An 18,082-nucleotide genomic window follows, 5' to 3' on the forward strand; every position below is an offset into this window, starting at 1 on the left:
CATGTCCAGCCTTATGCCTCGCTTTGGGTGCGGCGCTTTCTGGTGGGGCGAAGATGGTTCGAGAAACGCGTTTGAGTATTGAGGCCTGGGGTATTTACCTGGTGGCCCTGCTGCTGTTCACCTTTGGCATCTGGGACCAGCAGCCCCAGGGTTTCGACGGCCGTTGGGCGCTGTTCCTGCAGGAAATGTTCCGCCACGGCGCCAGCCTGTTCCCCACCACCTACGGCCAGCCATACCCGGACTACCCGGGCACTGCGACCTTCTTCAGCTACCTGTTCGCCCAGGCTTTCGGCGCCCCCAACCACCTGGCCAATATCCTGCCCACCGCGCTGGCCTCTGCCGGGGTGCTGGCGCTGCTGTATCGCTTGCTGGCGCCTTCGGGGCGCACTTGGGCACTGCTCGCGGTGCTGCTCACGGCGCTGACCAGCCAGCTGTTGGACAAGTCCCGCTCGGTGTGCCTGGACCAGATGGTTTCCCTGCTGTGCCTGGGCACCTTCTACCTGCTGCACAGCGGCGAGCAACTGGGCTCCCGGCTGCGGTTGTGGGCGGTGCTGTCGCTGCTGGTGCTGGCCTTTGCCATTCGCGGGCCCCTGGGGCTGGTGGAAGTCTGCGGGGTGGCCTGCACCTACTGGCTGCTGGGGGAGAGCCGCACCCGCGAGGCGCGCCTGACGCTGATCAAACGGGTGCTCGCCTATGGCGTCAGTGGCCTCCTGTTGCTGGCCGGCTGCTGGTGGCTGCTGATGCAACTGGCCTATCTCGCTGGTGGCGAAGATTTCGTCCGTCAGGTCTACAACATGCAGGTGGTCGGGCGCCTGGATGAAAGTGGCGAGCCGTTCTACTTCTACTTCCAGCTGGCGCTGTACCGCTACTTCCCGGTGGTGCCCCTGGCCCTGGCGACGCTCTGGGTATTGCGCCGGCAATGGTCGCAGCGCCATGTGAACCCGCAGCTGCGCCTGGTACTTCGGCTGGGGGCCTGTGGCCTGATGATCCTGCTGGGCCTGTCGGTGCCGCACTTCAAGCGCGCCTATTACATCCTGCCCATGGTGCCGATGTTCGCTGCGGTGGCGGCCTACGGCCTGCTCACGGCCCGGGGCTGGCTGGGCAAGGTGCGCAGCGGCTACCTGTGGCTGGTGGGGCTGCTGCCGGGGCTGTGCATCCTGGTGCTGTTCGTCTTGCGCCACAGCTGGCACAAGCACGGTTACTGGCCGCCGGTGTCCATGCCGCTGCTGATCGCGATCTTCGTCGTGTTGCAGCTGCTGGCGCTGTATGGCTGGCGCAGGACCCTGGGCAGTTTCGGGCGGCGTCTGGTGCTGCTCAGCGGCTTGGCGCTGGCGGCGCAATGGACGTTGCTGGTGGCGGTGGTGGACCCGGCCAAGGACCTGCAGTTCGACACTAAGGCCTTCGTTTCCCAGGTGGAGCAGTTGCGCCAGGCCAGCCCCGGGCCGCTGGTGTTCTTCAACCTGGGCCAGGACACCTGGGCGGTGCGCTACATGATGAACCTGGACCACGACGAACAGCCGCTGTTCGTCAGCGGCGACGACCCCGGGCACCTGGACTCGCTGCCCCATGACTCCTGGGTGATCATCGCGCGCAAGGACCGGGGGCTGCTGGATAACACCTCCCTGGAGAATCAATTGCCGGTGTTCGAGGGGCGGCTCAACGACAACCCCTGCCTGGTGTTCCAGTTGCAATAAGTGCTTGGCAGGGCCTGGGGCGGGCCGTATTTTGGCCACTGTCATCCGCGGGATAACCAGGGAGTGGTCATGCAATATCAGGTTCGTCCGGCCGTGCCGGCCGATGCTCCACAGGTCAGCCAGGTGATCCTGGCGGCCTTGCTCGCCAGCAATGCCCAGGACTACCCCGCCAGTGTGATCGAGCGGGTCCAGGCCAGCTTCACCCCCGATGCAGTGCGCCAACTGATGCAGCGCCGGCAGATGTTTGTCGCCCTGGTGCACGGGGAATTGCGGGGCACCGCCAGCCTCGACGGGCGTGCGGTGCGTTCGGTGTTTGTCGACCCGGCCTACCACGGCCAGGGCCTGGGGCGGCAACTGATGGCCGCGGTCGAGCAGGCGGCGCTGGATTCGGGCCAGACCTCGCTGGTGGTGCCCTCGTCGGTCACCGCTGAAGGCTTTTATGCCCGCCTGGGCTTTGTCCGGGTACGCGAGCATTACGAGGGCGAGGAGCTGACGCTGATCATGGAGCGGGCCCTGGTGGCCACTGAGACCGGGCCAGGGCTGGGCTGATTCAGGCCGGTTGCGCAGCAATCACCAACACTTCGATGCGGTAGTGCGGCTTGGCCATGGGCGCCTGCACGCAAGCCCGCACCGGTGCCTGCACACCTTCGAGCCAGGCATCCCAGAGCAGGTTCATGGCCGGGTAGTCGGCCATGTCCTTGAGCCAGATCTGCGCGCTGAGCAGGTGGCCCTTGTCGGTGCCGGCCCTGGCCAGCAGGGCGTCGATCTGTTGCAGCACATCCTGCGTCTGGGCGCGGATGTCCCCTTCGGTCAATTGCGAAACCTGGCCTGCCAGGTAGACGGTCCGGTTGTGGATCACGGCCTGGCTGAAGCGCGCGGTGGTGCCGATTCGCTGGAGGGATGAGGTCATGTCGAGGTCCATTGGTTCGTCCATTGGTTCAAGGGTGGAAAGGTCAGTTGTTGTCGCTCAGGCCGGCCCCGGCGCCCAGCAGGCGCGAGGCTTCGGAGGCCGGCACGTAGGTGCGGGCGGCCAGGTGATCGAGGTCGTGCTGGGGGCTGTCGCCCAGGTCCGGAATGCTGCCCGCCAGAGGCTTGCCGAGGGTGCCGGCAGGATCGGTGCAAGTGCAGCGCACCTGGGCGGCTGTGGCGGCGCCCAGGTTCTGCGCACGTACCAGCCAGGCTTCGCCCGAGGGGGAAAACTTCAGGCAGCAGCCGTTCCAGGACAGCTCCAGCCACAGGCCGAGCTGGCGCGCGGTGGCGCTGGCAAAGGGCAGCAGCAGTTGCGGGTGCGCCACCTGCCGGAGCTCGATGCGGCCGTTGCTGCGCAGCAGGTAGGCGTGGTCGCTCAGGGTCGCCCCGGCAATCAGCGGGCACAGGGCATGCCCCGGCACCTGCCAGGGCTCGGCGCTGACATCCGGGGCCAGTTGCTGGTAGGCACAGCCGTCATTCTGTCGCAGTTGCGTGGCCAGCACGCCGGGCCCGTCGAGGCCGTGGGCGGAGAGCCAGCGCGCGGCCTTGCCGGCTTCCTCCGCCAGGCCCCAGGACAGCCCGGCACCGCGGGCGGCTTTCTTGCACAGGCTTTCGATTTCATTCAACGAGGCATGCACGGCGCTGCTCCTGGCTGTCGAGGTTGGGGTAGGACCAGTCGTCCGCGGCCATCTGCCCCAGCTCATGGGGGAAGGGCGCGTTCTGGTAGAGGGTGATGCGTACCCAACGATCCGAGCGCGGGTCGAAGTGGGTGGCGCCGAAGAACGACAGCTTGCAGCGCAGCAGGTCGATGGGCAGCAGCGCCTGGTCGATCAGGTTGTCCTGGATGTCGGCGTAGGGGAACACTGGCGCCAGTTGCACCCGGCGCAGGCTGTGGCGGTGTTCCGGGTGCCGCAGCAGGAAGCTGGCGACGCTTTGCGAGTCGCTCCAGCCGGGCAGGGCGGCTTGCAACTGGGCGATGTCCCGGGCCACTGCCAGGGGCTGCTCCAGGTCTTGTCCGGGCTCGGCAAAGCGCTGGCCGATCCGCGGTTCGAGTTTTTCCTCGGAGACGTACCAGAACAGCGCGCGGCTGGCTTGGCTGGAAAAGTCGATGGCCGCGACCCAGGAATAATGCTCGTCGAGTATCTGCCGCAGGCGGCCGATGCTCATGCTGCCGTCGACGCTGAAGCTGGCCTGCTCATCGGCCTGCATGCCGGCGCCCAGCTCATCCACCAGGTGGCCGTAGGGCTCCAGCAGCAGCGACACCAGGCATTCCTGCGCCTCCAGCGACAGCGCGCCTTCGGCCCAGCGATAGAGTTCGTCCCAGGGGGAATCCTGCTCCAGGATGCCGCTGGCGAGATGGTGCTCCAGGCGCTGCAGGTCACCTTGCAGTTGCAGGATGCGGCCGTGTTGCAGTTCGTGCTCGGAGTGCCAGTGGCCGATGCCGGCCTGGGCCCGGGTGAGGAATTCGACGAACCGCTGGCGCTCCGCAGCCGATGGCTGGCGCACGGCGCGTACCCGTTGCAGGGCGGTTTCACGGGCCTGCACCCAGTTGTTCAAGAGCACCGGATGGTTCAGCAGGAACGGCGCCATGCCCAGCCCCGTGGAGTTGCCGATGCCCAGGCGCCGGCGCAGTTGCGGCTCCAGGGGCACCGCCTGCCGGGGCGCCCGGGCCTGGGCCAGGTGCTCCACCAGGTCCAGGGTGAAGGCGCGGATCAGGAACACGGTGAGCATTTCCGCCTGGAAGGGTGCCGCCAGCTCCGGCCGCTGGGCGATGCGTTCACGGTCGGCCGCGCCGAACTTGCCGCTGCCGTAGACCGCGGTGGTGCGCATCAGGTAGCCGACTTCATCGATGAATTCGCGTTGCGGCTGGCGGCCGGCAGCCAGGGCCTCGATCACATGGTCGAACAGCCGCACCGAACGGTTGGCCCGGGCCATGCACAGCTCGCGGGAGGAAATGCGCCCGGCTTCCTGCTTCGGCACATTGGCCTCCAGGCGGTCCAGGTCGGCGGCATCGGGGATGCCGTCGAACAGGGCGAAGGTGGCATCCCAGGCGGTGGCGATGACCCGGTCCGAGCGCAGTGCCGGGTCCAGGTCATGGGCGAAGGCCACCAGGCTGTAGCTGCGCTGCGGGCCGGTGGCGGTGTACACCGCGCGGCCCACGCCCTGGCTGTCGAGGGTCCACAGCGGGCGCTGGAACTGCCAGTTTTCAGCCTTGAGGCGGCGCAGCAACTGGCGCATGAACGACAGCCGGGACTGGTGGAAGGCCCCCAGGCGCGCCGCCTTCATGACGCTGGCGGGTGGTCGCAGGTTCATTCAGAGCACCCCCTGTTCACGGGCCATTTGCCGGGCAATGCGGATCGCGTCCCAGACCGCCGGGAGGATCAGCAGCGACACCGGCACCGCAGTGATCACGATGAACGACTGCAAGGCACTGATGCCGCCCTCACCGAGGGTGATCAGGGTCGCCCCCACCAGGCCCATGCCGGCGCCCCAGAACACCCGCAGCCAGGCCGGGGATTCGGCGTGGTTGCTGCTGATGGCCATGGCCACGGTATAGGACATGGAGCCGGCGCTGGTGACCACCGAGAAGAAACTGAGGAACAGGAACAGCGCCGAAATCAGGTTGGGCAGCGGCATCGACTGGGCCACCCCGAGCAGCAGCGCCTCAGGTTGCACGCCGTGGCTGATCACGCGGCCCGGCGACTGCAGTTCGATACCGATCCCGGTGCCGCCCACCAGGGTGAACCAGAGCATGGTGATCAGCGGGGCGGCCACCGACATCAGGGTGATCACCTCACGGATGCTGCGCCCGCGGGAGACCTTGGCCACGTAGATACCCATCATCGGCGCGTAGCCGATGAACCAGCCCCAGTAGAACAGCGTCCAGCTGTTGAGCCAGGCGTTGTCATTGCGGTACAGGGCGGTCTGGAAGAAGCTGGTGACGTGTAGCGCCAGGCTCTGGGCCAGGGTTTCGCTGAGGAACAGGGTGGGGCCGAAGATGAACAGGAACGCCGCCAGGCCCAGCATCAGCCACACGTGGACCTTGCTCACCAGCCGCAGGCCGCCCAGGCCCACCACACAGGACAGGGTGTAGATCACCGTCACCGAGAGAATCACCATGGCCTGGACCATGATGGTGTTCGGCACGCCCCACACCGAGTGCAGGACAAAGGCGATCTGCAGGCCGAGAAAGCCCACCGGGCCAATGGTGCCGGCCACCACCGCGATGATCGCCGAGGCATCGGCGAACACGGCGATCGGGCCCTTCAGGGCACGCTCGCCCAGCAGCGGATAGAGCAGGGTGCGCGGCATCAGCGGCAGGTTCTTTTCGTGGTGCAGGTACATGTAGACCACGGTCAGCAGGCTGCCGAGCACCGCCCAGGCCATGAAGCCCCAGTGCAGGAACGACTGGGACAGTGCGGCCACGCCGGCGGCGTCGCTCTTGGCCACGGCGCCGAAGTACGGCGGTGGGGCGATGAAATGCATCATGGGTTCGGCAGCGGCCCAGAAGGCGCCGCCGCCGGCCAGCAGGGCGCACATGATCATCGATACCCAGTTGAAGGTGCTGATGCTGGGCTTGTGCCCGACGCCGCCCAGGCGCACCCGGCCCAGGCGGGTGAAGCCGATGTACAGGCTGGCGCCGAAGGTCGCCAGCATCAGCACCTGCCAGTACAGGCCGAAGTAGTGGGTGCTCCAGGTGAAGGCGTGGCCGATCAGGCTGGAAAGGGTGTTCAGGTCTATCAGGGCAATGACCAGGAACAGCAGGAAGAAACCTCCGCTGATCCAGAAAATCGACCAGTCGAGGGTTCCAGCGGCGCGGCTGTGCAGCGAGCGGGTGTCGATCCCCGCTTTGATTTCGCCTGGAATTTCCATGGTGCCTCCGTGTTGCGTTGTCGATCGCTAATAATTGTTATGGGCGCATTTGTTGTTGTTAGTGCTTGGCGATGACCCTGTTCAGGCCGGACGTCAGGACAATCGGGAAACAGTCGGGGGCCTCAGACCGCGATCTCGTGAGGGTGGACGGCGGCACCTGCCTGGGCCTTGGCCGGAACAAAATTGTTCTCGAAGAAGCGCAGCCAGTTGCCGCCCATGATCGCGGCGACCTCCTGGGCGCTGAAACCCACGCCTTGCAGGCCCGCTTCGATGTTGTGGAAGTCGCGGTTGTCGCGGAACCAGGCCGGCTGGTCGGGGAAGCCCGGTTGCGCCTTGGAGCCTTCGCCGTAGTCGACATCCAGGGTCCAGCGGCCGACGCGCATCCAGTCCACCACGCTGTTGGGCTGGTCCTGGCACAGGTCGGAACCCAGGCCCAGGTGCTCGACGCCCATCAGCTCGGCGGTGCGCGCGATCATTTCGCAGAAGCTCTGCACGCTGCAGGCGCTCTTGTCCTTGAGGTGGTGCGGGTACAGCGAGAAACCGAACATGCCACCGCTCTGGCCCAGGGCCTTGAGCACGGTGTCGGACTTGTTGCGCAGCGCCGCGTGCCAGAACGCCGGGTTGGCGTGGGTGATGGCGATCGGGCGCTCGGAGTGCTCGATGGCTTGCAGGGTCGAGCGTTCGGCGGAGTGGGACATGTCCACCACCAGGCCGACCCGGTTCATCTCCCGTACCACCTGCTTGCCCATGCGGGTCAGCCCCGGGTCTTCCTGTTCATAGCAACCGGTGGCCAGCAGCGACTGGTTGTTGTAGGTCAGCTGCATGAAGCGTGCGCCGAGGCTGTGCACCACTTCCACCAGGCCGATGTCGTCCTCGATGGGCGAGGGGTTCTGGAAACCGAAGAAGATCGCCGTGCGCCCGGTCTGCCGTGCCAGGGCAATGTCGCTGGCCCACTTGCCGTGCAGGATCAGGTGCGAGTAGCGCTGGAACCTGCGGTTCCAGGCTTCGATATTGGCCACCATTTCGCGGAAGGTCTCGTGGTAGGCGATGGTCACGTGGACCGCATCGACGCCGCCTTCGCGCATCTGCTGGAAGATCTTTTCCGACCAGTTGTCGTACTGCATGGCATCGATGCGCGGGCCGCGGCTGGCGAAGGTCTGGGGCAGGCTCATAGTGGCGCCCCCGCGGCGATGTAGCCGGTCTTCACGTGGGTGTAGAACTCCACCGCCGAGCGCCCCTGCTCGCGCGGGCCGTAGCTGGACTCGCCACGGCCGCCGAAAGGCACGTGGTAGTCGGTGCCGGCGGTGGGCAGGTTGACCATCACGCAGCCGACCCGGGCATTGCGGCGAAAGTGGCTGGCGCGGGCCAGGGAGCGGGTCATGATGCCGGCGGTGAGGCCGAAGCGGGTGTCATTGACCAGGCTCAGGGCCTCTTCGTAGCTGCCGGCCTTGATCACGCAGGCGATGGGCGCGAACAGCTCTTCGCGGTTGATGCGCATGGCATTGCTGCCGCCAATGAACAGCGCCGGTGCCTGGTAGTAACCGGGGCTTTCCAGCTCCAGGCGCTGGCCGCCGGTGAGCAGTTCGGCGCCTTCCTGCTGGCCCAGTTGTAGGTTCGCCAGGTTGGCCTCCAGCTGTGCGGCGCTGGCCACCGGGCCGATCTGGGTACCGGCTTCCAGGGCATGGCCGACCTTGAGCGCCTGGGTTGCCGCCAGCAGTTTTTCCACGAAGGCATCGTGGATGCCTGCATGCACGATCAACCGCGAGGAGGCGGTGCACTTCTGCCCGGTGCCGCCAAAGGCGCCATTCACCGCGCAGCTCACCGCCAGGTCGAGGTCGGCGTCGTCCATCACTGCCAGGGCGTTTTTCGAGCCCATTTCCAGTTGCACCTTGGTCAGGTTGGCGGCGGCCGAGGCGGCGATGCCCTTGCCCACGTCCACCGAGCCGGTGAAGGAAATGGCGTTGATGCCCGGGTGCTCGATCAGCGCCTGGCCGATCTCGGAACCGGCGCCCATCACCAGGTTGAACAGGCCCGCGGGCAAGTCCTGGCGGGCGATGATCTCGCTGAGAATCACCGCGCTGGCCGGGGTCAGGTTGGCCGGCTTCCACACCACGGCGTTGCCGAAGGCCAGGGCCGGGGCGATCTTCCAGCAGGCGGTGGCCATGGGGAAATTCCATGGCGAAATGATCGCCACCACGCCGATGGGTTCACGGCGGATATCGATCTCGATGCCGTCGCGCACCGAGTCGGCGGTCTGCCCCAACTGGCGCAGGGTTTCCGCAGCGTAGTAGGTGAAGAACTGCCCGGCGCGGTACACCTCGCCAGCACCTTCGGCCATGGGCTTGCCTTCTTCCCGGGACAGGGTCCTGCCGATTTCCGCAGAACGCTGCATCAGCTCCTGACCGATGGCCATCAGCACCTTGTAGCGTTGCTCGAGGCCGCTGCGGGCCCAGATTCGCTGGGCCTCGCTGGCGGCGGCAAGGGCACTGTCCAACTGCGCCCGGGAGGCCTGGGCGTAGAGGCCGATCAGGTCGCGGGTGTCGGACGGGTTGCGGTTCTCGATCTCGCTGGCGCCCTTGAGCCATTGGCCGGCGATGTAGTTGTGATGGTTGTCGCTCATGAAATCCTCCAGGGCGGCACGCCAGGCGGGGCGTTGCCTTTGTGCGGTTCTGGGAGGATTATGAGTCGGCCTTGTATTAAGTAAATCTAATAAATTTTAAGGTTGTTTAGGTAAAATTTAAGCTATGCCTTTGCCAGCAGGACGCGCCGCCATGAGCATCAAGATCTCCAATTTGCAGTTTTTCGTCGCGGTGGCCACCAGCCAGAGCCTGACCCAGGCTGCCCAGCGCCTGCACCGTACACCGGCAGCGGTGTCGCTCTCGCTCAAGCAACTGGAAGAGGAACTGGGCGGCGCCTTGTTCGAAGGCGAGCGCAAGAACCAGCTCAGCCCCCTGGGGCGTTTCGTGCTGCTGGAAGCCCAGCGCGAACTGGCGCATTTCGACCGCACCATCAGCACCATCAAGACCTACGCCAAGGCCGAGACCGGCCTGGTGCGGGTGGCGGCGGTGCCGTCCTTCGCCATCACCCTGCTGCCGCCGCTGCTCAAGCAATTCCATGAACAGCACCCGCAGTTCCACCTGGATATCCGCGATATGGATTCCGAGCGAGTGGTGCAAGCGGTGCTCAGCGGCGACGTGGACATCGGCATCGGCACCGTACCGGCGAGCATCCCCAACATCGACCAGGACTTCCTGTTCTCCGATGCCTTCTGCGTGGTCTGCGCCAGCGACAACCCCCTCAACCGCCTGGCGCGCCCGCTGCGCTGGAGCGACCTGGACGGGCAGAACTTCATCAACAGCGGCCTGGGCGCCGAGATCAACGCCGCCGAGTTCCGGCACATCCGCGACCACTCGACCCTCAGCGTCAGAAACACCACCTCCTTGCTGGCACTGGTGGCCCAGGGCATGGGCGTGACCTTGCTACCGGAACTGCTCAGCCGTTCGGCGGCGGGGGATCAGCTGAATTTCCTGCGCCTGGAAGACCAGCGCATCGTGCGCTCGGTGAGCGTGATCACCGCCCCGCGAGAGACGTTGAACCATGCGTCCTATACCTTCTTGAAGGCGCTCAAGGGCAGTCGGTTTGCTTGAGCGGGCCGCTCCTACGGCACCGGGCTTGACTCAAGGCACCTGGGATAACTCCCGGGTGCCTGCCCCATCGAGCGACGCCTACGCCACCACCACCCGCCGTGGTCGCAGCCAGCCGATCACCACCGCGGCAATCAGCAGGAACCCCAGGTAGCCGAAGAACGGATAGACCTGCCCCACCAGGCTGATAAAGCCCACCAGACTGCCGACAAACGCCAGGGCGCCGGCGGCTATCGAACCGAGGCGGAACTGTCGGGTGCCCGCCGGCAACAGCCGCGCGGAGAAGGAGTACAGGGTGCCCACGGCGGTGTTGAGGATCATGCAGAAGATGATCAGCGCCATCAGCAGCCCCAGGGCCGGTGAGACTTCGCTGGCGATCGACAGCATGGGCATCGGCAGGTCCGCCACGCTGTCCAGGCGCGACAGCAGGCCGAGGCTCATCACCAGCATCAGCACGCCCAGCAGCGCGCCGCCGAGGATGCCGCCCCACATCGCCTGTTTTTCACCCTTGGCCGCGCCGCCCATTATCGCCAGGATCGGCACCCCGGCCACGATGTTGTAGGACACGTAGAGCAAGGCGCCCAGCAGCCAGTGGCTGGCACCGGCTTCTTGTTTGGCCGCCAGTTGGTTGAGTTCGCCGAAGCTCAGGTCGCGGGTCGCGGCGCCATACAGTGCCACGCCGACCGCGGTGATGATCAGGAAGGGCGTCACCGCGCCGATCATGCCGATGACCTTGTGCACGTCCAGGCACACGATGGCGACCACGATCAGCGTCACCAGCACGCTGCCGGCGATGGCCGGAATACCGAACTGCTGCTCCAGCAGGGCACCGCCGCCGGCCAGCATCACCACGGTCACGGCGAACATGAAGAAGGTGATCATCAGGTCCACCAGGGCCCCCAGGTGCTTGCCGCACAGGGCCTGCACCACGTCTTTGTGCGACGCCGCTCGCAGGCGGCTGCCCATGCTGGCCAGGGCCATGCCGAGGAAGGTGAACAGCGCCGCGCTGACCACCGCACCCGCCAGGCCCCAGGCGCCGAAGTCGACGAACATCAACAGTAGTTCACGACCGGAGGCGAACCCCGCGCCGACAATCACACCGACGAAGGCGCCGGCGATCTTCAGACTTTCTTTCATGACGATTAGCCTCGATTTTTTGTTGTTATGTGGGGTGGACCACCCCGGCATTCATGGCCTTGGTGGTCCTGGGCATCGCACTTGAGGGCTGGGGCGGGTGACTCAGTTTTCGCCGACCCAGGCCTGGACTTCGATCTCGACATCGACCCCCAGCGCCAGTTGGGCGCTGACGGTGGAACGCACCGGGAAACCGTTCTTGAAGTGGCGCTGGTAGACCTCGTTGAAGCCGGCGAAGTGCTGCATGTCGGTGAGCCAGACAGTGCTCTTCACCACCTGGTCGAAGCTGGCACCGCATTCGGCCAGGGTCTCGCCGATGCGCGCCAGGGCGGCTTCGGTCTGCACGCGGATGTCGCCGTGCACCACTTCGCCTTCGGCGCTCATGGGCACCTGGCCGGAGAGGAACAGAAAGCCGCCGACCCGGATCGCCCGGGAAAAGGGGTAGGGCAGGTGGCTGGGATAACGCTGGATGTCATTGGACATGGCAAGGGCCTCGTGGGCTGGGTGGGTTAACGCAAGCGAGCGGGGGCCAGGGCCTGGGCATCGACGCCCTGGCTCAGCAGTTCTTCGGGGACCGGTTGCCCCAGCAGCAGGGCGCAGGCCAGTTGCGAGACGCCGGCCGCCGACTGGATGCCGTAGCCGCCCTGGGCGGCGAGCCAGAAAAAGCCTTCGCAGCTGTCGTCCCAGCCCACCACCAGATCGCCGTCGGCGACGAAGGAGCGCAGGCCGGCCCAGCTGTGGCGCGGGCGGCGGATGCTCAGGGAGGTGACGTTCTCGATGTGGTAGATGCCGGTGGCGATGTCCAGTTCTTCAGGCATCACGTCTTGGGGCGGCACCGGGTCGGCATTGGCCGGGGAGCCGAGCAACTGGCCGGCGTCGGGCTTGAAGTAGAAGCTTTCGTCGATGCCGATCACCGCCGGCCAGCGGCTGAAGTCTTCATCCGGTGGGCCATCGAAGGTGAAGGCGCTGCGCCGGCAGGGTTGCAGGCCGATGGGGGCCACGCCGCACAGCTGGGCCACGTCATCGACCCAGGCGCCGGCAGCGTTCACCAGATTGCGCGCCTGCAGTACACGGCCATCACTGAGTGTGAGGTTCCAGTGGCGGTCTTCGCGGCTGGCCTCGACGATCTGTATGTCGCACTCCAGCAGCCCACCGGCGCGGCGCATGGCCCGCAGGAAGCCCTGGTGCAGCGCGTGCACGTCCAGGTCCTGGGCGGCGGTTTCCAGCATCGCCCCGGCGACGGCCTCGGGGCGCAGGCAGGACACCAGGGCCCGGGCCTGCTCCGCCGTGATCAGGCGCACATTGGCGGAACGGGCGCGGGTTTCATCGTAGGTCTGCTGCAACTGTTCCAGCTGTTCCTCGCTGGCCACGTACAGGCAGCCACGGGGTTCCATCAACGGGTGATCGCAGAAACCCTGCGGCGGCCGCTGGTAGAAAGACCGGCTGGCGCGGGTCAGGGCCTGGATCTGCGGGGTGCCGTAGGCCTCCATGAACATCGCCGCCGAGCGCCCGGTGGAGTGGTAGCCCGGCTGCGATTCACGTTCCAGCACCAGCACGCTGGCCTGCCCGGCCAGGCGATAGGCCAGGGAAGCACCGGCAATACCGGCGCCGATGATGACGAAGTCGAAGCATTGGTTCGCGTGCATGCCGGGGTTCCTGAATCGCTGGGAAATGACAGGGGTCAAAATTCTCACATACGAGAAATGTAAGATATGAGAATTTTCCAGTCAACCCGGGGTCATGGGTTAATATTTCGCCACGTGCCCCGGCTAGCGTCGCGGTTGCCCTTATTTGCCAGACAGAGAGCCTCAATGAGTTCCGACCGAGCCCAGCCCGCCTCGAGCTCCCACGCCCATCCACTGATCGACCGGACCCAGGTCGGCGCACGCCTGCGGACCATTCGTAAAAACCAGAAGCTGACCCTCAAACAGCTCTCGGAACGCTCCGGCGTGGCGCTGTCGACCCTGTCGAAAATGGAGCTGGCCCAGGTCTCGGTCAGCTACGAAAAACTCGCCGCAGCAGCCCGCGCCCTGGGCGTCGACATCGCCCGGCTGTTCACCCCCGCGCCGAACCTGATCCAGACCGGCGGCGCCCAGGTGCAACCGACCGTGGTCAGCACCACCATCGCCGACGCCCCCGGCTACAGCACCGGCAATTACGACTATCACCCCATGGCCGGCGACTTTCCCGGGCGCAGCATGACCCCCATGTACGCGCGGATCTTTGCCCGCGAGCTGCAGCAGTTCGAGGATTACATCCGCCACCCCGGGCAGGAATTTGCCCTGGTGCTGTCGGGGCGTGTGCGAATTCAGTTCGAGACCGGGGAGGCCGTGAGCATCGGCCCGCAGGAGACTGCCTACTTCAACAGCAGCATTGGCCATATCTACCTGGCGGAAGGGGATGAGGATGCGGAAGTGATGGTGGTGATGTCGGAGCGTTGAGGCCCCTCACCATCGAGCAAGTCATCCACAACTCCCGATACAAGTGGTTAGGTTCAACCAGGACGTTTCGCACAATAGAAACAGACTCTGCGCCCTCCTGAGCCATAAGCGGTTGGAGTTGAAGGTAATTAGAACTGTTGTGCAACGCTCGAATTGTATTTGGCGCAGTTCAAATCCTGATCCTCGCCAGCATATCTTCGCCGTCTGCATCCATACCAACCTCGACAAATCCGAAACTGGAGTAGAACCCTTTAGCTACGATGTTGTTGGGGTTGTAGCAAATTTCAATTTCTTTCAAATCCGCGATCTGTTTTATTTCATGTAGGGCGAGGCCCAGCGCTACTCTACCGATGGATTTTCGCTGATGTTCTTTGTCCACCATAAAGCGCCAGATAGAAACTTTGCCTTTTGACTCTTGCACCCACATAAAGAAGCCTACGGGCTCTCCATCCGCGATGATGGCGCGTGTGAAGTAACCTGGGTTGTACGCAGCCTCAACGAGCGACCAGGTATTACTTGCCACGTAGTCTTCCTGCTCTTCAGTGACCTCCAGTTCACAAATCGCTTCATAGTTTTTTTGCGTTACTTGGGTAAGCGAGATTTTCATAAGTCTCCTGAACTGGGGTGTGGATAAGGCTCAATTAACTTTCACGGGCATTCAGTTCCTCCTGCGCCTTCGCCAGCAGCGCGACGAACAGTTCGGCGCTGTCCTGCGGCAGGCTTCGCACTCTAGCTGTTGCAGTTCACGGCAGTGCTGGGGCGGCGGGGGATTCCGCTTAGCTCTCCGTGCAGCTCCAAGTAAGGTTTGAACTCCTCTGCGGCGTTCGTGCGGTTTACGTCGTCACCAGACTGCGTCCGTCGGTTGTGGCCGCCATTCACCGTGTGTCCTTACTCTTTCGTATGGTCCAGCCATTCTTGGTAGGTGATACGGCTAATGTGTTCTGTCCGATAGTCTTGGAGGAACTGGTTGTATTTGTTTTCTTCCGTGTGATGAAAGCGAAAGCCACACTTGGATTGAGCAGCATAGGACTGGATGTTGTTGGCGAAGTAACCACACCAAAGTGCTTTGAGATTCAGGTTTTCAAAGGCGTGTCGCATCACTTCACGTACTGCTTCCGGAATCAGGCCTTTGCCCCAGTACGGCACGCCGATCCAGTAGGCGATTTCCCCTTCCTGCTCACTGATTTCAAAATTGCTGTTGCTGCCTATGAGAATGCCCACACAACCAACAGCACGGCGATTTTCCTTCAGTTCGACCGCGTACACCTCGGGGTGATTGAAGACCGTACGGATGATGTCGGCACTGTTCTCCACGCTGGTGTGTGGGGGCCAGCCAGCGATAGGGCCGACTCGGGCGTCTTTGGCATATTCGTATAGATCGGCGGCGTCTGTGGCCTGCCAGGGGCGAAGCAAGAGTCGTTCTGTTTCAAGTGTCATGTCCTGTACCCGAATGGATTGGTTCGTTCGGGACAGAGTATTGGGAGACAGATCATCGGTACACGCCAGTACCTCGGCTTTTTCGGTACTTTTCGAAACAGCTACGCCAAGCGGTGATAGGATTTTGGCTCTTGTTTGTTGTAGCGCTGGGTCACTATGCATCACATTCCGAAACTTTCCGCTCCTGACGACTCGATGCGGATGGGAGAAACCACGCTAGCGGAAGGGCTCGGTTTACCGCTCTCCTTCGGTCACGCTTACTTGACGCTGCTGGTATGCCTCTGCGGTAGTGCCCACTTCACACTTAACTTCAAAGAGCATGCGGTTAGGCGCGGTGCTGTGATGCTGCTGGCTGAGGACACTATTGCCTTGCTCAAACGTCGCTCGCGCCGCTTCAAGGTGTTTTTCTGCCTTATGCCGAAAAGTTTTGCCGCGGAGGTTGCCTACCCGCTACCCAATACCTTGTTCGTATTTCTGCATGACCATCCTCATTGCGTTCCATCCAAGGATGACATGCCGCTGATAGAGGACTGGGTGACGCAGATGCGGAATATTGCGCAGACCTGTCCCACCTACCAACGCATTATGTTGCGCAATCAGCTGCAGAACCTCTTTTTGAAAATAGCCGAGCAACTTCCAGCCAACCAGATAGAAAACAGGGGATTCAGCCGGAAGGAAATGCTCAGTTGGCGCTTCTGGGAATTGATAGGCAAACATTGCGTGCGGCATAGAGATGTGAAGTTCTACGCCGACGCACTGAATATCACGCCGTTCTACCTGTCGCAGTTGACCAAAGCGTTTTTCAACGACACACCCAAGGGCCTGATCGATCGGCAGGTAACCTTGGAGATCAAGGCTCTTCTTTTATACAGTGACTTGGCTATTGGCCGTGTGGCCGACGAATTGAACTTCGTCGACGCGTCTTACTTGTGTCGCTACTTCAAGCGCCAAACGGGAATTTCGCTCTCCCGTTATCGTAAGCACAAGAGAGAGGAGGGGGAGCAGGGCTGACCTGCGGTCGAAATAGAGGAGGGAAGGCGCACTATGGAAAAGGTTTCCCTCCTAGATATAACACTGATTCCAGCGCGCGATCGGTTGTCCATAGGACGAGCTGACCCTAAAACAGCTCTCGGAACGCTCCGGCGTCGCACTGTCGACCCTGTCGAAAATGGAGCTGGCCCAGGTCTCGGTCAGCTACGAAAAACTCGCCGCTGCGGCCCGCGCCCTGGGCGTCGACATCGCCCAACTGTTCACCCCGGCGCCGAACCCGATCCAGACCCGCAGCGCCCAGGTGCAACCGACCGTGGTCAGCACCACCATCGCCGACGCCCCCGGCTACAGCACCGGCAACTACGACTACCACCCCATGGCCGCGGACTTTCCCGAGCGCAGCATGACCCCCATGTACGCGCGGATCTTTGCCCGCGAGCTGCAGCAGTTCGAGGATTACATCCGCCACCCCGGGCAGGAATTCGCCCTGGTGCTGTCGGGCCGCGTGCGGATTCAGTTCGAGACCGGGGAAGCGGTGAGCATTGGCCCGCAGGAAACGGCCTACTTCAACAGCAGCATTGGCCATGTCTACCTAGCGGAAGGGCAGAAGGATGCGGAGGTGATGGTGGTTATGTCGGAGCGCTGAAGCCCCCACTCATCAAGCGACAGCACGACAGACTGTGCTGCCGCGTCGTGTTGTCGCGGGGAGTTCTACTTCAGCGTTGGCCTGTGGCGACTGCCGTCGAGCAAGGCATCCACCACGGCCCGGGCCATCTCCACCGAGTGCACCAGGGACCAGATCAGGCCGCGTTCAATGCCGCTGCCGCGCTCGGTGATTTCATCGGAGACTTCTTCGGCGCTTTTCAGCAGCAGAGAGACGTGGAGCAGGGCTTTTTCAGCGTTGATGCCCTCTCGGATGGAAAACAATGAGTCGCTGCTAACCGGGACGCCTGAGGTGTGTTTGATGGACTTGGCCAGAGGCGCACCGGTAGGTCGAAGTGCCAGTTTCTGAAGGATCTGTTTGTTGGCCTGGTCTAGTTCAGGGTTTCTACCGTGGCGCTGGGGGGCTTTGGGCTGATCGGGAACGAGCTTTTTCATGGCGTAACTCCGTGCGCCTAGTCAACATCGAGCTGCTAAACCCGGCCATCGAATGTTCGGTGACAGATCGAGGCTAGTTAGCAGGAACTCCCGATTCAAGTGGTTCGGTGTAACTAGGACGTTTCGCACAAAAGAAAGAGACTCTGTACCTCTTCGAGTCACAAGCGATGGGGCATGGGCTTTAGTGTTATCGCCAGTGACATCGGCGATTGACGTGTCGCTGCCCAATCGCTTGCGTACTCTGCGCCGACCACCGTTTAGACACCTGCGTGGTGATACACCGACGCGCTCCAATAGCGGCTGCCACTCCGCTGTTGGCGAGTCCACCCGCTTGCCAGCAGTTGCTTGGCAATCATCCGATTCATGACGCCATGACCGAGCAGCAGCACCGGCTCTTCGCCGGCAAGGGCCTGCAGCCGCTGAGCGGCGGCACTGGCACGTTGCTTCGCCGCACCGAAGGATTCGACGCCGCTCGAATAGCCGCACAGCCACAGGACGCGAAAGATGAAAGCCCAGGTAAACGGCGATAACCGGGGAAATCGCCAGCCACCATGGGGCAGTTGAGCTTCGCAGAACGTCGCGTCAACCACGGCAGGTTTCAGCCCGAGTACCTCGACGGAGGTCAGGGCCCGAGGCGCGCTGCTTGAAACAACGGTGCTGGCGGTTGCGGCAAGTTGCAGGCTGGCCTGCGGCGCAGGATCGCGGATGATTTCGGAGCGGTTGTATTGCGCGATCCAGTCCTTCATCTCAAGCATTGAGATCTTTTCCGCCGCGGCGATCTTTGGCTGGCCGTGACGCATCA

The 18,082-nt window shown here is 63.6% G+C and carries 19 protein-coding genes; 6 read left to right on the forward strand and 13 right to left on the reverse strand.

What is annotated here, in order from left to right:
* Positions 1-53: 53 nt before the first annotated feature.
* Positions 54-1,694, forward strand: a complete 1,641-nt coding sequence (locus AC1RGE_RS11225) for an ArnT family glycosyltransferase (RefSeq protein WP_072442967.1) — start codon at positions 54-56, stop codon at positions 1,692-1,694.
* A gap of 69 nt (positions 1,695-1,763) precedes the next feature.
* Positions 1,764-2,243: a GNAT family N-acetyltransferase gene (locus AC1RGE_RS11230; protein WP_053148985.1), complete on the forward strand. Its 480-nt coding sequence runs from the start codon at positions 1,764-1,766 to the stop codon at positions 2,241-2,243.
* Position 2,244: 1 nt separating this feature from the next.
* On the opposite strand, the gene AC1RGE_RS11235 is transcribed toward AC1RGE_RS11230, so the two are convergent.
* From AC1RGE_RS11235 to AC1RGE_RS11260, 6 genes are all read right to left on the reverse strand, one after another.
* A complete protein-coding gene (locus AC1RGE_RS11235) occupies positions 2,245-2,604 on the reverse strand; it encodes a RidA family protein (RefSeq protein WP_175456899.1) in 360 nt (119 codons plus the stop codon).
* Positions 2,605-2,647: 43 nt separating this feature from the next.
* Complete coding sequence (locus AC1RGE_RS11240; RefSeq protein ID WP_492584287.1) at positions 2,648-3,301, reverse strand: DUF3726 domain-containing protein; 654 nt, start codon at positions 3,299-3,301, stop codon at positions 2,648-2,650.
* A complete protein-coding gene (locus tag AC1RGE_RS11245) occupies positions 3,282-4,976 on the reverse strand; it encodes a hypothetical protein (RefSeq protein WP_492584289.1) in 1,695 nt (564 codons plus the stop codon). Before AC1RGE_RS11245 ends, AC1RGE_RS11240 begins: the two co-directional genes overlap by 20 nt.
* The gene (locus AC1RGE_RS11250) at positions 4,977-6,536 is read right to left on the reverse strand and encodes a BCCT family transporter (protein WP_492584291.1); all 1,560 of its coding nucleotides are present in this window, start codon (positions 6,534-6,536) and stop codon (positions 4,977-4,979) included. It abuts the gene before it with no gap.
* 122 nt (positions 6,537-6,658) lie between these two features.
* The gene (locus tag AC1RGE_RS11255) at positions 6,659-7,708 is read right to left on the reverse strand and encodes a membrane dipeptidase (protein WP_210482662.1); all 1,050 of its coding nucleotides are present in this window, start codon (positions 7,706-7,708) and stop codon (positions 6,659-6,661) included.
* Positions 7,705-9,156, reverse strand: a complete 1,452-nt coding sequence (locus tag AC1RGE_RS11260; protein WP_011059165.1) for an aldehyde dehydrogenase family protein — start codon at positions 9,154-9,156, stop codon at positions 7,705-7,707. Before AC1RGE_RS11260 ends, AC1RGE_RS11255 begins: the two co-directional genes overlap by 4 nt.
* Before the next feature lie 151 nt (positions 9,157-9,307).
* Between AC1RGE_RS11260 and AC1RGE_RS11265 the strand changes: the two genes are divergently transcribed.
* On the forward strand, positions 9,308-10,183 hold the full coding sequence (locus AC1RGE_RS11265) for a LysR family transcriptional regulator (protein WP_011059166.1): 876 nt from the start codon (positions 9,308-9,310) through the stop codon (positions 10,181-10,183).
* 78 nt (positions 10,184-10,261) lie between these two features.
* Here AC1RGE_RS11265 and AC1RGE_RS11270 read toward each other — a convergent pair whose 3' ends face one another.
* The 3 genes from AC1RGE_RS11270 to AC1RGE_RS11280 all read right to left on the reverse strand — a co-directional run bounded on the left by AC1RGE_RS11270 (position 10,262) and on the right by AC1RGE_RS11280 (position 12,960).
* Positions 10,262-11,317, reverse strand: coding sequence for a YkvI family membrane protein (locus tag AC1RGE_RS11270; RefSeq protein WP_011059167.1), 1,056 nt, complete (start codon positions 11,315-11,317; stop codon positions 10,262-10,264).
* 102 nt (positions 11,318-11,419) lie between these two features.
* On the reverse strand, positions 11,420-11,797 hold the full coding sequence (locus tag AC1RGE_RS11275) for a RidA family protein (RefSeq protein WP_015634090.1): 378 nt from the start codon (positions 11,795-11,797) through the stop codon (positions 11,420-11,422).
* A 26-nt stretch (positions 11,798-11,823) separates the two neighbouring features.
* Positions 11,824-12,960, reverse strand: coding sequence for an NAD(P)/FAD-dependent oxidoreductase (locus tag AC1RGE_RS11280; protein ID WP_492584292.1), 1,137 nt, complete (start codon positions 12,958-12,960; stop codon positions 11,824-11,826).
* Positions 12,961-13,125: 165 nt separating this feature from the next.
* On the opposite strand from AC1RGE_RS11280, the gene AC1RGE_RS11285 reads away from it, so the two are divergent.
* Positions 13,126-13,755 carry a helix-turn-helix domain-containing protein gene (locus AC1RGE_RS11285; RefSeq protein ID WP_011059170.1) on the forward strand — a complete coding sequence of 210 codons (630 nt, stop codon included), beginning with the start codon at positions 13,126-13,128 and terminating at the stop codon, positions 13,753-13,755.
* Positions 13,756-13,924: 169 nt separating this feature from the next.
* Here AC1RGE_RS11285 and AC1RGE_RS11290 read toward each other — a convergent pair whose 3' ends face one another.
* Positions 13,925-14,362: a GNAT family N-acetyltransferase gene (locus AC1RGE_RS11290; RefSeq protein WP_041774060.1), complete on the reverse strand. Its 438-nt coding sequence runs from the start codon at positions 14,360-14,362 to the stop codon at positions 13,925-13,927.
* A 281-nt stretch (positions 14,363-14,643) separates the two neighbouring features.
* Positions 14,644-15,192, reverse strand: coding sequence for a GNAT family N-acetyltransferase (locus AC1RGE_RS11295; RefSeq protein ID WP_011059171.1), 549 nt, complete (start codon positions 15,190-15,192; stop codon positions 14,644-14,646).
* Between the two features lie 156 nt (positions 15,193-15,348).
* On the opposite strand from AC1RGE_RS11295, the gene AC1RGE_RS11300 reads away from it, so the two are divergent.
* Together AC1RGE_RS11300 and AC1RGE_RS11305 are read left to right on the forward strand one after the other, a co-directional pair.
* Complete coding sequence (locus AC1RGE_RS11300) at positions 15,349-16,203, forward strand: helix-turn-helix domain-containing protein (protein ID WP_492584294.1); 855 nt, start codon at positions 15,349-15,351, stop codon at positions 16,201-16,203.
* Positions 16,204-16,303: 100 nt separating this feature from the next.
* The gene (locus AC1RGE_RS11305; protein WP_492584614.1) at positions 16,304-16,828 is read left to right on the forward strand and encodes a helix-turn-helix domain-containing protein; all 525 of its coding nucleotides are present in this window, start codon (positions 16,304-16,306) and stop codon (positions 16,826-16,828) included.
* A 65-nt stretch (positions 16,829-16,893) separates the two neighbouring features.
* Here the strand turns inward: AC1RGE_RS11305 and AC1RGE_RS11310 are convergent, their stop codons facing one another.
* Both AC1RGE_RS11310 and AC1RGE_RS11315 read right to left on the reverse strand, forming a co-directional pair.
* Positions 16,894-17,280, reverse strand: a complete 387-nt coding sequence (locus AC1RGE_RS11310; protein ID WP_015634097.1) for a DUF6124 family protein — start codon at positions 17,278-17,280, stop codon at positions 16,894-16,896.
* 257 nt (positions 17,281-17,537) lie between these two features.
* The gene (locus AC1RGE_RS11315) at positions 17,538-18,080 is read right to left on the reverse strand and encodes a histidine phosphatase family protein (RefSeq protein WP_015634098.1); all 543 of its coding nucleotides are present in this window, start codon (positions 18,078-18,080) and stop codon (positions 17,538-17,540) included.
* Positions 18,081-18,082 lie beyond the last annotated feature (2 nt).

This window comes from Pseudomonas sp. GW823-FHT02C05 (genome assembly GCF_058797595.1).

What these genes read in the sequence shown, in the direction of transcription:
- AC1RGE_RS11225 (WP_072442967.1), top strand. Translation starts at nt 54, where the DNA reads ATGGTTCGAGAAACGCGTTTGAGTATTGAGGCCTGGGGTATTTACCTG.
- AC1RGE_RS11230 (WP_053148985.1), top strand. Translation starts at nt 1,764, where the DNA reads ATGCAATATCAGGTTCGTCCGGCCGTGCCGGCCGATGCTCCACAGGTC.
- AC1RGE_RS11235 (WP_175456899.1), bottom strand. Translation starts at nt 2,604, where the DNA reads ATGACCTCATCCCTCCAGCGAATCGGCACCACCGCGCGCTTCAGCCAG.
- AC1RGE_RS11245 (WP_492584289.1), bottom strand. Translation starts at nt 4,976, where the DNA reads ATGAACCTGCGACCACCCGCCAGCGTCATGAAGGCGGCGCGCCTGGGG.
- AC1RGE_RS11250 (WP_492584291.1), bottom strand. Translation starts at nt 6,536, where the DNA reads ATGGAAATTCCAGGCGAAATCAAAGCGGGGATCGACACCCGCTCGCTG.
- AC1RGE_RS11255 (WP_210482662.1), bottom strand. Translation starts at nt 7,708, where the DNA reads ATGAGCCTGCCCCAGACCTTCGCCAGCCGCGGCCCGCGCATCGATGCC.
- AC1RGE_RS11260 (WP_011059165.1), bottom strand. Translation starts at nt 9,156, where the DNA reads ATGAGCGACAACCATCACAACTACATCGCCGGCCAATGGCTCAAGGGC.
- AC1RGE_RS11265 (WP_011059166.1), top strand. Translation starts at nt 9,308, where the DNA reads ATGAGCATCAAGATCTCCAATTTGCAGTTTTTCGTCGCGGTGGCCACC.
- AC1RGE_RS11270 (WP_011059167.1), bottom strand. Translation starts at nt 11,317, where the DNA reads ATGAAAGAAAGTCTGAAGATCGCCGGCGCCTTCGTCGGTGTGATTGTC.
- AC1RGE_RS11275 (WP_015634090.1), bottom strand. Translation starts at nt 11,797, where the DNA reads ATGTCCAATGACATCCAGCGTTATCCCAGCCACCTGCCCTACCCCTTT.
- AC1RGE_RS11280 (WP_492584292.1), bottom strand. Translation starts at nt 12,960, where the DNA reads ATGCACGCGAACCAATGCTTCGACTTCGTCATCATCGGCGCCGGTATT.
- AC1RGE_RS11285 (WP_011059170.1), top strand. Translation starts at nt 13,126, where the DNA reads ATGAGTTCCGACCGAGCCCAGCCCGCCTCGAGCTCCCACGCCCATCCA.
- AC1RGE_RS11290 (WP_041774060.1), bottom strand. Translation starts at nt 14,362, where the DNA reads ATGAAAATCTCGCTTACCCAAGTAACGCAAAAAAACTATGAAGCGATT.
- AC1RGE_RS11295 (WP_011059171.1), bottom strand. Translation starts at nt 15,192, where the DNA reads ATGACACTTGAAACAGAACGACTCTTGCTTCGCCCCTGGCAGGCCACA.
- AC1RGE_RS11300 (WP_492584294.1), top strand. Translation starts at nt 15,349, where the DNA reads ATGCATCACATTCCGAAACTTTCCGCTCCTGACGACTCGATGCGGATG.
- AC1RGE_RS11310 (WP_015634097.1), bottom strand. Translation starts at nt 17,280, where the DNA reads ATGAAAAAGCTCGTTCCCGATCAGCCCAAAGCCCCCCAGCGCCACGGT.
- AC1RGE_RS11315 (WP_015634098.1), bottom strand. Translation starts at nt 18,080, where the DNA reads ATGCGTCACGGCCAGCCAAAGATCGCCGCGGCGGAAAAGATCTCAATG.